Source organism: Collinsella aerofaciens (genome assembly GCF_015554145.1).
Lineage (GTDB): Bacteria > Actinomycetota > Coriobacteriia > Coriobacteriales > Coriobacteriaceae > Collinsella > Collinsella aerofaciens_AA.
Genome location: NZ_JADNHZ010000018.1, coordinates 1 through 14,660, shown reverse-complemented (window position 1 = coordinate 14,660; position 14,660 = coordinate 1). Strand labels below are relative to the sequence as shown.

The 14,660-nt window shown below is 59.4% G+C and carries 15 protein-coding genes and 2 tRNA genes; 1 reads left to right on the top strand and 16 read right to left on the bottom strand.

Going from position 1 to position 14,660, the window contains the following annotated elements:
• Nucleotides 1-198 precede the first annotated feature (198 nt).
• From I2E13_RS07865 to I2E13_RS07840, 6 genes are all read right to left on the bottom strand, one after another.
• Complete coding sequence (locus tag I2E13_RS07865) at nt 199-342, bottom strand: rubredoxin-like domain-containing protein (RefSeq protein ID WP_055251878.1); 144 nt, start codon at nt 340-342, stop codon at nt 199-201.
• Between the two features lie 89 nt (nt 343-431).
• Nucleotides 432-935 (bottom strand): flavin reductase family protein, encoded by a 504-nt coding sequence (locus I2E13_RS07860; RefSeq protein ID WP_055251877.1) that lies wholly within the window; start codon nt 933-935, stop codon nt 432-434.
• Between the two features lie 208 nt (nt 936-1,143).
• Entirely contained in the window at nt 1,144-1,614 is a 471-nt protein-coding gene (gene smpB, locus I2E13_RS07855) for an SsrA-binding protein SmpB (protein WP_006235325.1), read from the bottom strand.
• Nucleotides 1,604-2,521, bottom strand: coding sequence for a tetratricopeptide repeat protein (locus I2E13_RS07850; protein WP_195404741.1), 918 nt, complete (start codon nt 2,519-2,521; stop codon nt 1,604-1,606). Before I2E13_RS07850 ends, smpB begins: the two co-directional genes overlap by 11 nt.
• A gap of 97 nt (nt 2,522-2,618) precedes the next feature.
• A tRNA-Glu gene (locus I2E13_RS07845) sits at nt 2,619-2,695 on the bottom strand.
• A gap of 17 nt (nt 2,696-2,712) precedes the next feature.
• Nucleotides 2,713-2,786 (bottom strand) — tRNA-Gln (locus tag I2E13_RS07840).
• A 265-nt stretch (nt 2,787-3,051) separates the two neighbouring features.
• Here I2E13_RS07840 and I2E13_RS07835 point away from each other — a divergent pair.
• Nucleotides 3,052-3,462, top strand: a complete 411-nt coding sequence (locus I2E13_RS07835) for a hypothetical protein (protein ID WP_117564211.1) — start codon at nt 3,052-3,054, stop codon at nt 3,460-3,462.
• 72 nt (nt 3,463-3,534) lie between these two features.
• Here the strand turns inward: I2E13_RS07835 and I2E13_RS07830 are convergent, their stop codons facing one another.
• The 10 genes from I2E13_RS07830 to ftsE form a co-directional block, all read right to left on the bottom strand.
• Nucleotides 3,535-3,894: an arsenate reductase family protein gene (locus I2E13_RS07830; RefSeq protein WP_117583016.1), complete on the bottom strand. Its 360-nt coding sequence runs from the start codon at nt 3,892-3,894 to the stop codon at nt 3,535-3,537.
• A gap of 92 nt (nt 3,895-3,986) precedes the next feature.
• Entirely contained in the window at nt 3,987-5,039 is a 1,053-nt protein-coding gene (locus I2E13_RS11215) for a MupG family TIM beta-alpha barrel fold protein (RefSeq protein ID WP_195404740.1), read from the bottom strand.
• A 117-nt stretch (nt 5,040-5,156) separates the two neighbouring features.
• Nucleotides 5,157-6,587: a PTS transporter subunit EIIC gene (locus tag I2E13_RS07820; protein ID WP_117634809.1), complete on the bottom strand. Its 1,431-nt coding sequence runs from the start codon at nt 6,585-6,587 to the stop codon at nt 5,157-5,159.
• Nucleotides 6,588-6,644: 57 nt separating this feature from the next.
• On the bottom strand, nt 6,645-7,568 hold the full coding sequence (gene murQ, locus I2E13_RS07815; RefSeq protein ID WP_195404739.1) for an N-acetylmuramic acid 6-phosphate etherase: 924 nt from the start codon (nt 7,566-7,568) through the stop codon (nt 6,645-6,647).
• Between the two features lie 10 nt (nt 7,569-7,578).
• Nucleotides 7,579-8,430, bottom strand: coding sequence for a MurR/RpiR family transcriptional regulator (locus I2E13_RS07810; protein ID WP_099432014.1), 852 nt, complete (start codon nt 8,428-8,430; stop codon nt 7,579-7,581).
• A gap of 204 nt (nt 8,431-8,634) precedes the next feature.
• Entirely contained in the window at nt 8,635-9,216 is a 582-nt protein-coding gene (locus I2E13_RS07805; RefSeq protein ID WP_195404738.1) for a VanZ family protein, read from the bottom strand.
• A 104-nt stretch (nt 9,217-9,320) separates the two neighbouring features.
• On the bottom strand, nt 9,321-9,926 hold the full coding sequence (locus tag I2E13_RS07800) for a recombinase family protein (RefSeq protein WP_055310347.1): 606 nt from the start codon (nt 9,924-9,926) through the stop codon (nt 9,321-9,323).
• A gap of 177 nt (nt 9,927-10,103) precedes the next feature.
• Nucleotides 10,104-12,239 (bottom strand): ribonuclease R family protein, encoded by a 2,136-nt coding sequence (locus tag I2E13_RS07795; RefSeq protein WP_195404737.1) that lies wholly within the window; start codon nt 12,237-12,239, stop codon nt 10,104-10,106.
• A 135-nt stretch (nt 12,240-12,374) separates the two neighbouring features.
• A complete protein-coding gene (gene ftsX, locus I2E13_RS07790) occupies nt 12,375-13,295 on the bottom strand; it encodes a permease-like cell division protein FtsX (protein WP_195404736.1) in 921 nt (306 codons plus the stop codon).
• Nucleotides 13,282-14,502 (bottom strand): cell division ATP-binding protein FtsE, encoded by a 1,221-nt coding sequence (gene ftsE / locus I2E13_RS07785; RefSeq protein WP_117797451.1) that lies wholly within the window; start codon nt 14,500-14,502, stop codon nt 13,282-13,284. The genes ftsX and ftsE overlap by 14 nt, the downstream gene beginning before the upstream one ends.
• Nucleotides 14,503-14,660 lie beyond the last annotated feature (158 nt).

The window sequence follows — 14,660 nt, the reverse complement described above, 5'->3', positions numbered from 1 at the left end:
TCGATCTGTAACAGGAAGACCCGTTTTGAGCCGTTAGACGTTACAGATCGAGACAAAAGGTCGGCCGGACTCACAACAGACAGGATCGGCCAACAGCAACCGTGATCCCTTGGGGACGGAGGAAAAGGGCCCCGGCCGAGAATTCGACCGAGGCCCTTGGACAGAGCTATGCGTTGATACAAGCCGTGTGTCTGCGAGCTACTCCTCGACGAGCTCAAACTGATCGGGACCGACGCCACACACCGGGCACACATAATCCTCGGGCAGCTCGGGCGTATCGACCTCAACCTCGTAACCGCAAACGACGCACACGAACTTATACGTCTTCTTCTCCTCAGCCATGATGTTCTCCTCTCAAACGCGACTGGTGATGTACTTCATTTATCAGTATAGATTCTCAATAATATAATGCAAGTATTTTTAAAACATTTCTAGCCTTGATACGAGGACGCCTTCGGAGGCGTCTTGCCCTTCAGGACCTTATGGTAGTAATCGTAGGTGAGCGGCGTCTCGTCACTCAAGCGCTCGGCATCCTCGACCTCGCCGATAAACAGTAGATGCGTGCCAACATCCACAGTGTCGATCAAATGGCAGCTAAACAGGGCCGCCGCGTGCTCGGGCACATAGGGCATGCCCAGAGCCGTCTCGCGGGTCTCGTATTTGGCAAACTTGTCATAATCGCTGCTGGTGCGGAACCCAAAGTTACCGATGTAGAGCATATCGGCGGTCTGATCGATCACGGTCAGCGCGAACGCTTTGGCCGAAGCGATGACGCCCGAGGTGACGTTGTCCTTGTTCACGGCAACCGAAATGCGCGGCGGCATGGACGTCACCTGCACCGCAGTGTTGATGACGCAGCCGGCGCGCAGCCCGTCTGCCGCGGCGCTCACCACGTACAGACCGCTCGGCATGGTAAAGAACGCAGTTTTGTCCATAACAATCACTCCCCTAACGCGGGTTGGAACCTCATGGATGTATGTACCCACAAAAAAGGCGGCGCCCACAACGGACACCACCTTTGAGACATATGTGTCAAAACAGTATAAGCAAGATGAGACGCCCGCAGTTGCGGTGAAATAAGGACTGAATAGCCCCTCAAACAGGCAAAACAGTCCGTATTCCACCGCAACTTATACAGAACGCCTAGCGATTGCGTTCCTTGAGGGCGCGGTCGATCTCGCGCTGAACGTCGCGCTTGGCCATGTCTTCGCGCTTGTCGTAGAGCTTCTTACCACGGCCTAGACCCAGCAGCAGCTTTACGCGGCCGTCGGTATTAAAGTAGAGCTCCAACGGCACCAACGCATAGCCGCGGTTGCGCAGCTTGCCGTCGAGAAAATCAATCTCCTTGCGATGCAGCAGCAGACGGCGCCGGCGATCGGGATCACGATTCCACACACCGCCGTGACTGTAAGGGTGAATATGCAGGCCCACGAGCCAGCACTCGCCGCCACGAATCAGCGCAAAGGTGTCAGTGATCTGGCAGGCGCGCTCGCGAATCGACTTGACCTCGGTGCCGCTCAGTTCAATACCGCATTCGAACGTCTCGTCGATAAAATACTCGTGATGTGCCGAGCGATTCTTGGAGATAAGCTTGCGCTCGCGCTTACTGGGCATCGCCGGCCTCCTTGGCGCCATCGGAACCCTTGCCCGCAGCGTCGCGCTTTGCCTTGCGCTCAGCATTGAGCTCGGCGTCGCTCTCGCGCACCAGTTTGATAATCGCTGCGCAGGCCTCCTCGCCCACCAGGTCGCGAGCACGCACCGTCAGGCGCGTCGCCTCCTGCTTGTCGCCGTCGCTCGCAGCATCGGTCGCACACATGATCAGGCAAATGGCAATCTCGGCCGAAGGCGAGGTCGGCACGCCCTGCAGGGCGAGCTCACCCATCACGTGCTCGTCGCTCTCCTCGGCGGCATCGGGATAGGCAGTATGAATCTTGTTGAGCAGGCGCGTCGTATGCGCATCGCCAGGCGCTAAGCGTAGTGCCAAACGCGCACAACCCACGGCGGCCGAGACATTCTCGGTCTCGGGCTCCAAGAAGTACTGCCCCAAGTTGGCATAAGCGCGTGCGGCGCACTTACCGTCGCTCGCGCGCTCCAGCACCGAGAACGAGAGCGATGCCCACTCCTGCTTGTCCTCGAGCGCGCGGAACAGCTCGGCCAAGTCCAAGCGATAGTTGCAGTTCATGGGATCCCAACGCACGGCCTGCATCAGGGCATTCCGAGCACTCACATAATCCTGCTGGCGAATGTAGGCATACGCCATGTCGGAATACAGGCGATCAAAGGGCACCTCGACCTGCACCAGCTCGCGCGGATCCTTTTCCACGCGGCGGTAGGCCAGACGCTCAAACTTGCTGTCGAAGCTAAAGTACTGGCGCTTCTCCTCCGTCTTGCATTCAGCGTCGATATACTCCTCGGCAAGCTCCACCAGACGCTCCAGCAGCGGCGTCGCCGTAGCCAGGTCGCCCTGCGCCAGATAGTTCTCGGCATACGTGATATCTTCCAAGCTGATAGGCAGGTCCATGACAACTCCTCGGTCCGGGCGGCAGACTCAACGCGCGCCTTAAATATCGGTCAATACACAAAACCCGGGTCTCTTACGAGGCCCGGGCGTTCAATTTTGGTAGCCCGTACCAGATTCGAACTGGTGATCTCCGCCTTGAGAGGGCGGCGTCCTAAACCGCTAGACGAACGGGCCATATGTAGCAAATGCAATGGCTGGGATGGAGGGAGTCGAACCCCCATTGACGGAACCAGAATCCGTTGTCCTGCCATTAGACGACATCCCAATGACTGCATCGCTGCGCTCGGCTGTGCCTTTGCGCAAGAAAGAAATATACGGGAAGTCCCGCCGTGACGCAAGCCCTAATTTTGACTTTTTTGAAATTCAGTCAAATACGGCCGACACGTGAAGGACCTGTGAAGCACCAGCGACACGTACGGCGCCAAAGCCCGTAAAACATCCCACATCTACCGCTGGTAGATTACAACAATGCAGCACTCACGGCTGATGGCACAATCAAACCGTCATCATTACACGGATATCGAGGCGCCATGGACGAAGAGCTTGATTACCTATGGGAGACCCTGGGCCTCGAGATCACTGCTGACCTTTGGCCCGAACGGGACAAAATCCATCCCACTCTGCGCCCCGCCATCACGGTGATGCAGGCAAAATACCGCCGTGCATCCTTTTTGATCATGCGGATGTCATGGCACGCGGGACTCCCCGACCTTAAGCGAATCCAGGCAAGCCTCGTCGAGCTGTCCGGTATGCCGACCGTCATATCCGAGGCGCACCTGGAGCAGCGCCAGCGCGAGCGACTGCAACAGCAGCGGATCCCCTTTATCTGCCCCGGTGTTCAGGCATATCTGCCCTTTATGGACGAGGAGTACTGGAGCGGCAAGCCCAACAAGCACGTAAAGGTCTACGATCCGCACGAATGGGCACAGCTCGAGGATTGAGCCGAGCGAGCCCGCCGATGGAAAACACGTCCCACCCTGAGCACTCAAAACGGGTCGCACTTTCCGCAGCCGCTACAGCAGCGCCTCGGTCCAAGCTGCTTCCCTAAAGCCGGGAATCGCAAAGTCGTCGCCCACCAACAGCGGACGCTTAACCAGCATGCCGTCGGTCGCCAGCAGCTCGTAGCACTCCCGATCCGTCATGCCCGCATCTAGACGCGCCTTCAGGCCCAGCTCTCGATATTTCATGCCCGACGAATTAAAGAAGCGCCGCACCGGCAGTCCCGAACGAGCAATCCAGGTCGCAAGCTCATCAGCCGTGGGATTGTCCAAAACGATATCGCGGTCGATATACTCTACCCCGTGTTCGTCCAGCCATGCCTTGGCCTTCTTACAGGTCGAGCACTTGGGATATTCAACAAACAGTACGGTCATGGAAATCCTCCGAATTTAGATCGGCCAACGCAGGCACACGCCACACGAGGCGCCTTCGCATGATGGGCCAATTGTAGCCCACGGGTCACACGCTAAACGAACCGTACCCCGAATCCGCGTTTGATGAACGGCAGCAGCTCCATTGCCTCGGGCGTGATATGACCCGCAACGTTCATGCGCTCGTCACCGGGAAGATCGACCCGCGCAATCTCAAGCTCGCCTTCGTAGCGCCCATAGCCGCTATTGCTCACAGCGATCGACCCCGTCTTTCGTGACAGGCCGGCACCGGCATCCATCGGCACGGAATCCGGCTTAAGCGTCGTACGCGACTCCTGAGACCTAAAGATGAGGGTGCTCGAATCGGGTCGGTCGTGATGAATCTGCCCACGTACATAGGCATAACCGGGCTCAAGCTCGCATTGCAGGTCCACGTATCCGGCGGAAACATGAGCAAACTGCGTCCAGCCCGCATCGGAAAGATCGGGGTCGCCGACCAACACAATGTCGCAATCGGCGCCATGTGCAAGCTCAAGCATATTGAGAGCAACCTTTGACGCGCGACCGCGCTGCGCCTCGACCGTCGGCAGTCCCTCGAATACCGGCCCGCGAACGTTGGCATCACCCGGCACAAAAGCCATGATTTCGAATCCAAGCGCCGCAAGACGAAGATTCACCCGAGCAATGTCCTCCAGAGCTAAACCGGTATAAGGCTTGGGGTAAAAATTGTGACAGGCGGCAAAACGAGTCACATCGGCACCGGCCTCACGCCACGATGCGATTTCATCAGAACTCACCGTCGATGCATTGACCACAATGCAAAATACACCGGACAGCTCCGCGACCCGCCGGGCGCTAAAGCCATAGTCCAAACGAAGGTATTCCAACCCCAGATCGCGCAGGTCCTCGATGCGCTCAAGCCCGAGCAAATCGCACGTGCGCGGCCCCACATCGGCAATGAGCGCAATGCCGCGGGCGGAAAGCAGCGACAGCACATGACGGACCTTATCGGTATACGCCGCTCCCCCATCCTCGGGAATATGCAGCGAGGTGAACGCATAGCGCGCACCCGCCGCGGCACCGTGTTCAATCGTCCGCTCAATATCCTGCAGAGGGCTGGAAAGATAAATCGAAATACCCGTTTTCACGCTTCAACACTCCTTTAAAAAAGGCCGGCGGAGCAGTTAGCCCCGCCGGCACAACCATAGCATCAAGAAATCTGCCGCGCGCCGCGAGCCCTGAGCAACACGGCTCGCGATATCAAACTACTCGCCAAAGAACTCGTTGATCTTCTGCTCGTCGACGCCAAAGAACCACGTCAGGACAAAGCCGGCGGCATAGGCAAGCAGCATAGCGGCAACGTAACCGAGCTGCTGGCCAGGAACGACGATCAGCAGGCCAAACAAACCGGAAACGCCCTGAGAAACCGTGCCGATGTGAAGCAGCGCCGCGAGCGCGCCGCCAAATCCGGCACCCAGGCAGGCCGTCACAAACGGACGAACGAGCGGCAGCGTAACGGCATACATCAGAGGCTCGCCCACACCGAGGATTCCAACGGGAATGGACTCTGCGACGTACTTCTTGAGCTTGGCGTTCTTGGTCTTAAAGTACAGCGCCAGACCGGCACCGACCTGGCCGCCGCCAGCCATCATAAGGATGGGAAGCAGGTAATTGATGCCCTTGGTAGCGCCGTCGGGATCGTTGAGCATAGCGTGGATCGGCGTGAGCGCCTGATGCAGGCCGACGGAAACCAGCGGCAAGAAGCCTGCCGACAGGATATAGCCGCCCAGGACGCCCAGCTTCTCGAAGATAAAGGTAAGGACGCTAAAGATCGCCGTCGTCAGCCATGCGCCAACCGGCTGGATGACGAGCATCAGAGCAAAGGCGCCGATGATGAGCACCAGCAGCGGGGACAAGAACGTGTCGAGTGCGTTGGGCATAACCTTGCGAATCTGACGCTCCATCCAGGCAAAAAATGCGCCAGCGATAAGAGCCGCGATCATGCCGCCCGCTGCGGGGTTGTACTGCGCATTGGTGAGCGGCAGCAGAATGGCAGTGGCAGGATCGGCCGCGCCAGGCGCAAGCAGGGGCATGGCACTGTTGGCGATACACATCATGCCGGCGATGCCGCCCAGCGCAGCGGAGCCACCAAACTCACGTGCCGCGTTATAGCCCACCAAGATGGGCAGATAGGCAAACAGGGCCCAGCCCATGGAACGAATGCCCTGGTACCACCACTCGCCTGCAAGCGCGCCTGCCGTCGAGACGTTAATGACGTTGCAGATGCCGTTGATGAGGCCAGCCGCAATGATGCCGGGAAGCAGGGCGACGAAGACATTGGAAATCTTCTTGAGGAAGGCCTGAACCGGCTTGGACTCGTACTTGGCCTTCTGCGCGGCCTTGTTTGTGGCCGCAGCGTCAACCACGCTCTCGTCAGCAACGCCTTTCGCAAGGCCGGTGAGCTTGGAGAACTCCTCGAGCACCTTATTCACCTTGCCCGGCCCCAGCACGATCTGCATCGTGTCGTCCTCGACCAAGCCCATCACGCCGTCGAGTGCCTTAATACCCTCCGTGTCGACGCTGCCCGTGTCTTTGACGGTCACGCGCAGGCGCGTCATGCACGCCGCGTTTGCGAGCACGTTGTCTTTACCGCCCAAAAGGTCCAGCAGCTTTTGAGCCAGCTCTTTGTTCGTCATAACTCCTCCTTGTATTGGGTATCTCGTCTGGATGTCATATCAGCTCACGCCGCGCACCTATTGGGCATCGGCATTGCTCTTCTCATGGCCACTCACCGCAGCACGGACATGGCCTCGCGCTCGCTCAAGAGCTACCGCAGCCTGCTCGGCATCGCAGTCCAGCAGTACCGAGACAATAGCGGTTTTTACGTGGCCGCCGGCATCTGCAAGCGCCTGAATAGCGCGCTCGCGCGTGCAGCCGGTCGCCTCCATCACGATGTTCTGGCCGCGCACCACCAACTTCTCGTTCGTCTGCTGCACATCGACCATCAGGTTTTGGTATACCTTGCCGATCTTGACCATGGCACCGGTCGAAATCATGTTGAGAATGAGCTTTTGAACCGTTCCCGCTTTGAGCCTCGTTGAGCCGGTCAGTACCTCGGGACCGGGCACGGGTTCAATGGCAAGATCTGCGCTCTCCCCGATCTTCGACCCTTGGTTGCAGGCAATTGCAATGGTCTTGCACCCAGTTGCCTTGGCGTACATAAGGCCGCCCACCACATAGGGAGTACGACCGCTTGCCGCCAGGCCAACGACAAGATCCTTGTCCGAGAGTCCACGCCCCCGCAGGTCGCTCGCGCCAAGCTCCTCGCTGTCTTCGGCACCTTCGACAGCCTTGATAAACGCCGTCTCGCCTCCGGCAATGAGCCCGACAATCAGATCGGGTGACACGCCAAACGTGGGCGGACACTCCGAAGCGTCGAGTACGCCCAGACGACCGCTGGTGCCTGCGCCCATGTAAAAGACGCGCCCGCCGCGCTCGAGTGCCTCAGCACCCCAGTCGATTGCTGTGGCAACCTGGGGCAGCACTTTTGTGACCGACTGGACGGCACGAAGATCCTCATCGTTCATCGTCGTGACGATCTGCAGCGACGTCATCGTATCGAGGTCCATAGACCTTTGATTGCGCTGTTCGGTCGTGAATTTTGTTAAATCGAGCATTTCATTCACCTCATCTTTCCTGTTTCTCGATGTAGTTTTGCTTAATGACATGCGTCGCCCGCTCGTAGTCGCTGGCAACGTAAGCGGCGTACAGGGCATCGACAACCATAAGCTGGGCCATACGCGAAGCCATGGCACCGCTGCGGACCAAGGGCTCACTCGCAGCGACGCCGAGCACGGCATCGGCCATGGTGGCAAGCTTGGATGATCCATCTACTTTGGTCACGGCCACAACGGGACAGTTGTGACGTTGGGCCTCGGCGGTGCAGTCCAGCACCTCTTGCGTCAAGCCCGAGTAGCTAAAGGCGATTGCCATATCGCCCTCATGCATGTTCTTGGCACACAAGAGCTGATCATGCCAGTCGTCGTACAGATGGCACTCTTTGTCGACACGCATGAGCTTTTGCGCCAGATCGTGCGCGACCAAACGAGAGGCACCGATACCGAACAGATTGACTGCGCGTGCCCGCTTAAGATAGGCCGCACATCGCTCCAAGACGGTGTAATCGAGCGTTCGCGCCGTCGCTTCGATCGTGCGCACGTTGCTTTTCATCACCTTCCCCACGATACGTTCAACGCTGTCATCCATGGAGATGTCCTCGAGGGCAACGTCTTTCTTGTCACCCAAGAGCGCCAGCTCGGCAATCAGTTCGCGCTGGAACTCCTTGTAGCCCGCAAAACCCAAGCGCTTGCAAAAGCGCAAAATGCTCGAGGGCGAGGAGAACGTGGCATCGGCAAGACCGCGGACGGACAGCCCGACCACCTCGTGCGGATGAGCGCTTACATATGCGATGACATTGCGTTCCGCCGGGCTCGCGCTGAGCTCACGCTCGCGAAGCCGCAAAAGCAATCCGTTTGCCATCTCAAACACCTCCGTTGAGAAGAATTAAAGACCAACGAACGATTCGTACCGGATACAAACAGCTTTTGCGGTACATTGTGCCGCATCGTGGCGCACAAAGGGAGAGCGTTCTACCGCTCGCCCCTCAAATCCGACCGCTCGGAAATACGCGCGACACAAAATAATTCAACAAGGTCGCATTATCAGAAACGGGTTTGTTACCGGCTAGCGCCTCGCATGGGCGCCGATCGGCCGAGTCGCATAGCGCACCAACGCCGCTGCCAGCAATACCAACAGCATGGCGGTGACATAGCCCGCAGCATCGAATCCTAAATCGATAACGTCGAAATGCCTGCCGGGAACAAAGATCTTATGTACCTGATCGCCAACGGAGCAGACGGCGCAAAAGAGCAACACGGGCACGCAACGGGAGCATACGCTCCACGGACGCCCGGAAAAGCAAACCACGACCACCGAGGCGAACAATCCGACGAAGAAAAACTCTACGGTATGGGCAACGCGACGGACGTTCGCGCCCACCCACATGCGAATGGAAGCAAGTCGGCCAGACCGTACATTCGAGGCAGCCGAATCGGTGCCCCCGGTCATCCCGTTCTCGGTCTGAGCTTCACCCGTGGCATCGGCAGCCTGTACGCCCGTAGCCTGACCCTCCACCACACGCGCGGTGGACTCGCTCAGCAACGACGTCTGCACCGCGTTTTGCTCCGTCAGCACCCAGATGCCCGCCAGCGTTGCAGCGAACAGAGCGATCGCGGTCCATCCGATTATTTGTTTTACGCGTGCCAAGGGCCTACCTCCTTTTTTGAATATCAGCGAGTGTAGCCCCAAATGACATCGTCACCGTATCAAAATTTGAATCGCAACAGGAAGCGCCAAAGCAACGCAAACCCCTACCCCGCCTCGCGCATCCAGCGATCGAACGTCCCCACGCACACGCCCAGGCACTTTGCTGCCTGGCTGCGGGTAATATCGCCTGCCTCATAGCTATCGCGTACCAGCTCAAACTGAGGAGGGCACGGCTTGCGAGGTCGACCGAAACGGACCCCTCGCGCCCGCGCCGCTGCAATCCCCTCCGCCTGGCGCCGATGAATATTCTCGCGCTCCACCTGCGCCACGTAGCTCAGTAGTTGTAGCACAATATCGGCAATCAGGGTATTGGTCACATCCGGCGCGCCGCTGGCCCTGGCGCGCGTGTCAAGCAATGGCATGTCCAACACCACAATGGCAACTCCGAGCTCCTTGGTAATGCGTCGCCATTCCTCAAGAATCTCGGAGTAATTACGACCAAGTCGGTCGATAGAAAGCACCACCAGCACGTCCCCGTCTCCCAGGACGTGCAGCAGCTCGCGATAGCGCGGTCGATCGAAGTCCTTGCCGCTCGCATGGTCGGCATAAATATTCGCCGAGCCCACGCCATAGGCGCCCAGCGCATCCAGCTGCCGATTCAGATTCTGATCGCGCGAACTCACCCGCGCATAACCGTACACCGTCGCCATCTCATCCCCGCTTTCTTGTAAACCTACCAAAAAGGGACAGGTTTATTTTGGTAGGTTTTACCTCTCCAATAGCAGGCAAGCGGGCGGCCGAGCAGACGGCAAGATAGCCACGATTCAAATGCGGAGGGCGGTCCCGAAAGGCCGCTCTCCGCCCCCACACCATGAGTCGGAATTTGGCTAATGGATAAGCTTAAAGTCCAAGTGCCCACGCGTGGTATTGACGCGCGAGACCTCGATGATCACACGCTGCCCCAGTTCATAGCGGGTCCCCGTGTCGGCACCTGTGAGCGTGAGCGCGTCCTCGTCAAACTCGAACCACTCGTTGCCCAGGCTCTTGATCGAAACCAAGCCTTCGACCTGTGTCAGGTCCAAGCGTACGAACAGGCCCATACTGCTGGCCCATGAGACCGCTCCGGCATAGCGCTCGCCCAGGCGATCCTCATAGTACTGGGCAATCTTGATCTTTTGCGTCGCATGGCTGGCGGCATCGGCCGCACGCTCCGCATCGCTGCACGCACGGCAAATCTGCGGCAGAATGCGCGGCAGCGACTCGCGCCCCTTGCCGATCAGCCGCGGCGTACGGACCAAGGCGTCCTTGCCGCCGAGCTGCTCATAGGCCAACTGCAGTTTGAGCACGCGGTGCACCACCAGATCGGGATAGCGACGGATGGGACTCGTAAAGTGACAGTAGCACGACGCGGCGAGCGCAAAGTGGCCCTCGTTGCGCGGCTTGTACAGCGCACGCTGCATGCTGCGCAGAAGCAGCGTGTTGACGAGCGGTGCGTTTGCCGTACCGGCGGCAGCATCAACTGCAGCCTGCAGCTCATCGGGACTCCCCAGGGCGATACCGGCAGCACGGCGATCGTCGATGATGCCCAGCTGCGCCAGCGCAACGGCGGCACCGTGCAGGCTATCGGGGCTCGGATCCTCATGCACGCGATAGCAGGCCTCGATATCACGGTCTGCCAGCCACTCTGCAACGCACTCGTTGGCGAGCAGCATGGCTTCCTCGATAAGCGACGTGGCACACGAACGCTCGCGCGCCACAATCTGCACGGGTACTCCGTCCTCATCCAATAGAGCGCGAATCTCGGCCGTGTCAAAATCGACTGAGCCGCGGGCGCGACGAATACGACGGCGAAGTTCGGCGAGTTCGTTGGCGGCGACAAGGAAATTACCGAGGTCGACGTTGCAGCCGCGGGCGGCCTTCTCGCACGCAAGACCGCGCTCAAGCGCCTCCTCGCGCGAGGCCTCAGCAGCCGCAACATCCTCGGCCGCACCCTCCAGCACCCCATACTCCACCGCGCCGGCACGCACCAGCAGCGCCTCGGCGCCGTCATAGTCCATACGCACACGCGAGCGAATCACGCTGGGGTACGGATCGTAATGCCGCACGCGACCCTGCGCATCGAGCTCAATGTCAACGGTAAACGCAAGACGGTCCTCGTCAGGGCGAAGCGAGCACAGGTCACAGGACAGGCGTTCGGGCAGCATGGGAAGCACGCGATCGGCCAGATACACCGATGTCGTGCGATGGCGAGCCTCAAGATCGATATGTCCGTCCCAAGCCACATAGTGAGAAACGTCAGCGATATGCACACCTAGTCTGTAGCCACCCTCGGGCGTGCGCTCAAGCGAAACGGCATCGTCAAAGTCGCGCGCGTCGACCGGGTCGATCGTGATGACAAAACGGTCGCGCAGATCGCGGCGGAGCGGGTCCTTAAGCGCCGCGGACACATCGAGCGAAAGCCCCTCGGCCTCGTCCAGCGCGGCCTCGGGATAGCTATCGGTATAGCCGTAACGCGCCATAACGTATTGAACGCCCAAATCGGGCGCGTCATCTCCGCCAATGCGGCGTTCGATCGTCACGGTGCCCGATTCCAGGCGCGTCGGGTAGGTCAAAATGCGCGCGACAACGGCATCACCCGGGTGGACGCCCAGACGATCCGCCGAGGTATCCTCGGGCAGAATGAAGAAGTCGGCCTTCAGGCGCGAATCGAGCGGCTCGATCACACCGAGCGGTCCAGCGGTCTGGTACGTACCCACCACGCTTATGGCTGCGCGCTCAACCACGCCTTCGATCACGGCGCGCCGCTCACCGTGCGGGCTGTTCTTAATGCTCACGGCAACGGTATCGCCATCCATGATCTCACGCTTACCGCGGCCCATAACCTTGTAGTCGCCGCTCTCGGTTATGACATAGGCGCCATGCTCATGGAGCTGCACGCGCCCGGTCAGGCTCGGACGGCGTTCGCTGCGCACCGGCCCACGCTTATTGCGGGCACCGCGCTTATGCTTGTTATTGCGCCCCATGGCGCCTCCTTGCTATCGATGACGAACTCCAAAGAGTCTACCCAAATGATTCGCTTTCCTGCCGTCCCCTAGGGATCAAAAAACGGGCCGCCCCATAAGAGACGACCCGTTGGAAGGGATGAATTCCAGGCATGCCTACACGCGCAGGTAGCGGCGCATGGCTATGGCAGAACCAAAGAGACCGATAATCACACCGACCAGAATCAGCGCAGCATAGGTCACCAGGTAGTACTGCATCGGCAGGGCAAACGACATCCAGCCGATGCTCTCCTGCAGACGCGGAATCATCAGATTGCGCAGCAGCTCCAGAACGCCGATGGAAAGCAGCGAGCCCAAAATAGCCTGCAGTACGCCCTCGGTGATAAACGGGCCGCGAATGAAGCCGTTGCTGGCGCCGACCAGACGCATAATCGCAATCTCACGACGACGCGCCGTGATGGACAGGCGAATCGTGTTGTTGATGAAGATGAATGCGATAAAGGTCAGAAGGCCAACGAGCACCACGGCGGCGATGCGGATGTAGTTGGTCACCTGGAACAGGCGGCTCACTTCCTCCTGGCCGTACAGCACGCTCGCGTTGACGTCGCCGTCATCCGCGATCTTCTGGAAATCGGTATCCTTCTTGAGCTTCACTGCCGTGCTCTCGACCTTGGACGGATCGTCCATCTCAATTGCAAACGAAGCCGGCAGCGGATTCTGGCCATCGAGCGCGCTCATGGTGGCGTCGGCGTTGCCCGACATCTTGCTCGTATACTCGGCCAGCGCGTCGTCCTTGTCCTTATAGGTCACGGACTTGACGTTATTCCACGTCTTAAGCTCGGCCTCAAAAGCCTGAACATCGGCCTGATCGGCGTCATCACTAATGAACGCGTTGATGACAACCTGATCCTCGACGGTGCCGATCACGGAGTTCAGCATCGCGGAGCCCATGATGAACAGGCCGATGATAAACAGCGAAAGGAAGATCGTGATAACGGCGCCGAGCGAGGTAGTCCAGTTACGGAAGAAGTGGCTGATTGCCTCTTTGAAGGAGTAGCCCACGTTAGTTGGTGCCATAGTTGCCGTAACCTCCCCTCTCCTGGTCGCGGATAACGTGGCCGCCCTCGAGGGCGATCACGCGACGGTGCATGCTATCGACCATCTCGCGGTCGTGCGTGGCGACGATCACGGTGGTGCCGGTGCGGTTAATACGCTCGAGCAGCTTCATGATGCCCAGTGAGATCGCCGGGTCGAGGTTACCCGTGGGCTCGTCGCAGATCAGCAGCGGCGGACGGTTGACCATAGCGCGGGCGACGGCAACGCGCTGCTGCTCGCCACCGGAAAGCTGGTCGGGTAGCGAGTCCATCTGATCGGCCAGACCGACCAGACGCAGCACCTCGGGCACCTGGCTGCGAATGACGCCCTTGGGCTTGCCGATGCACTGCAGGGCAAACGCCACGTTTTCGTAGGCGGTTTTTTGCGGCAGGAGCTTAAAGTCCTGGAACACGGCGCCAATCTGGCGGCGCAGGAACGGGACCTTGCGGTTCTTGATCTTCATGAGGTCCTGACCGGCAACCAGGATGCGACCGCTCGTCGGCTTGACGTCGCGGTTGAGCGTCGACAGCAGCGTGGTCTTACCCGAGCCGGAGTGACCGACCAGGAAGACGAACTCGCCCGGATAGATCTCGATGTTGATGTCGTCGAGTGCAGGCTTGTTGGGCTGTGCCGGATAGATCTTGGTGACATGCTCCATAAGGATGACGGGCTCGACACCGGCCTGCTTGGCCATCTTCTTGCGGCTGGCCTGCGGATCGATGGGCGCAAACACCGACGTAAAATCGGGGTTGTTGAGCGCGTTATCGAGGCTTGCGACCTCGGCTGCCTGATCGCTCTCGACCACCGGGGCAGCAGGCTGCGTAGGATCGGGAATAGCGGCAAAGAGGCCAGACTGCGCAGGCTGAGGAGCCGGTGTCGCAGGAGCCATGGGGTCGGGAATGCCGGCCATGCTAGGCTGCGGCGCGGCGGCGCCAGCCTGAGGCTGCTCCACGCGAGCGGTCACAGCCTGAACGGGCTCAAAACCCGCCGTGCCGGAAAGCGCAACATCGCTGGTGGGATTGTAGGCAAAGGGATCGGATGCCGGCTGTGCCTGATCTGCCGGCTGAGCGGGGGCCTGAGCAACAGGCTGGCCCTCTGAATCCGGAGTGGCGAAACGACTGCCCTGGACGCCTGTCTGCGTCTTGGGGGCATCATCGCCCGCACCGGAGGTACGGAAGTGGTTACCCACTGGTGCTCCTTATCGTCGTGCGTTTAAACTACATGAGCGCTTTACATTTTAGCAGCATTAGCTTTGCTGCACATAAGAAGCACCTTGATTCTCATCTTCATTGCAACAGGCTCAGGACTCAGCGCAACGCGTTGCGCTGAGTCCTGAGGCGCGAATCC

Excerpts from the sequence above, each read along its gene's own strand:
- I2E13_RS07865 (WP_055251878.1), bottom strand. The coding sequence starts at position 342 with ATGGCTGAGGAGAAGAAGACGTATAAGTTCGTGTGCGTCGTTTGCGGT.
- I2E13_RS07860 (WP_055251877.1), bottom strand. The coding sequence starts at position 935 with ATGGACAAAACTGCGTTCTTTACCATGCCGAGCGGTCTGTACGTGGTG.
- smpB (WP_006235325.1), bottom strand. The coding sequence starts at position 1,614 with ATGCCCAGTAAGCGCGAGCGCAAGCTTATCTCCAAGAATCGCTCGGCA.
- I2E13_RS07850 (WP_195404741.1), bottom strand. The coding sequence starts at position 2,521 with ATGGACCTGCCTATCAGCTTGGAAGATATCACGTATGCCGAGAACTAT.
- I2E13_RS07835 (WP_117564211.1), top strand. The coding sequence starts at position 3,052 with ATGGACGAAGAGCTTGATTACCTATGGGAGACCCTGGGCCTCGAGATC.
- I2E13_RS07830 (WP_117583016.1), bottom strand. The coding sequence starts at position 3,894 with ATGACCGTACTGTTTGTTGAATATCCCAAGTGCTCGACCTGTAAGAAG.
- I2E13_RS07820 (WP_117634809.1), bottom strand. The coding sequence starts at position 6,587 with ATGACGAACAAAGAGCTGGCTCAAAAGCTGCTGGACCTTTTGGGCGGT.
- murQ (WP_195404739.1), bottom strand. The coding sequence starts at position 7,568 with ATGCTCGATTTAACAAAATTCACGACCGAACAGCGCAATCAAAGGTCT.
- I2E13_RS07810 (WP_099432014.1), bottom strand. The coding sequence starts at position 8,430 with ATGGCAAACGGATTGCTTTTGCGGCTTCGCGAGCGTGAGCTCAGCGCG.
- I2E13_RS07800 (WP_055310347.1), bottom strand. The coding sequence starts at position 9,926 with ATGGCGACGGTGTACGGTTATGCGCGGGTGAGTTCGCGCGATCAGAAT.
- I2E13_RS07795 (WP_195404737.1), bottom strand. The coding sequence starts at position 12,239 with ATGGGGCGCAATAACAAGCATAAGCGCGGTGCCCGCAATAAGCGTGGG.
- ftsX (WP_195404736.1), bottom strand. The coding sequence starts at position 13,295 with ATGGCACCAACTAACGTGGGCTACTCCTTCAAAGAGGCAATCAGCCAC.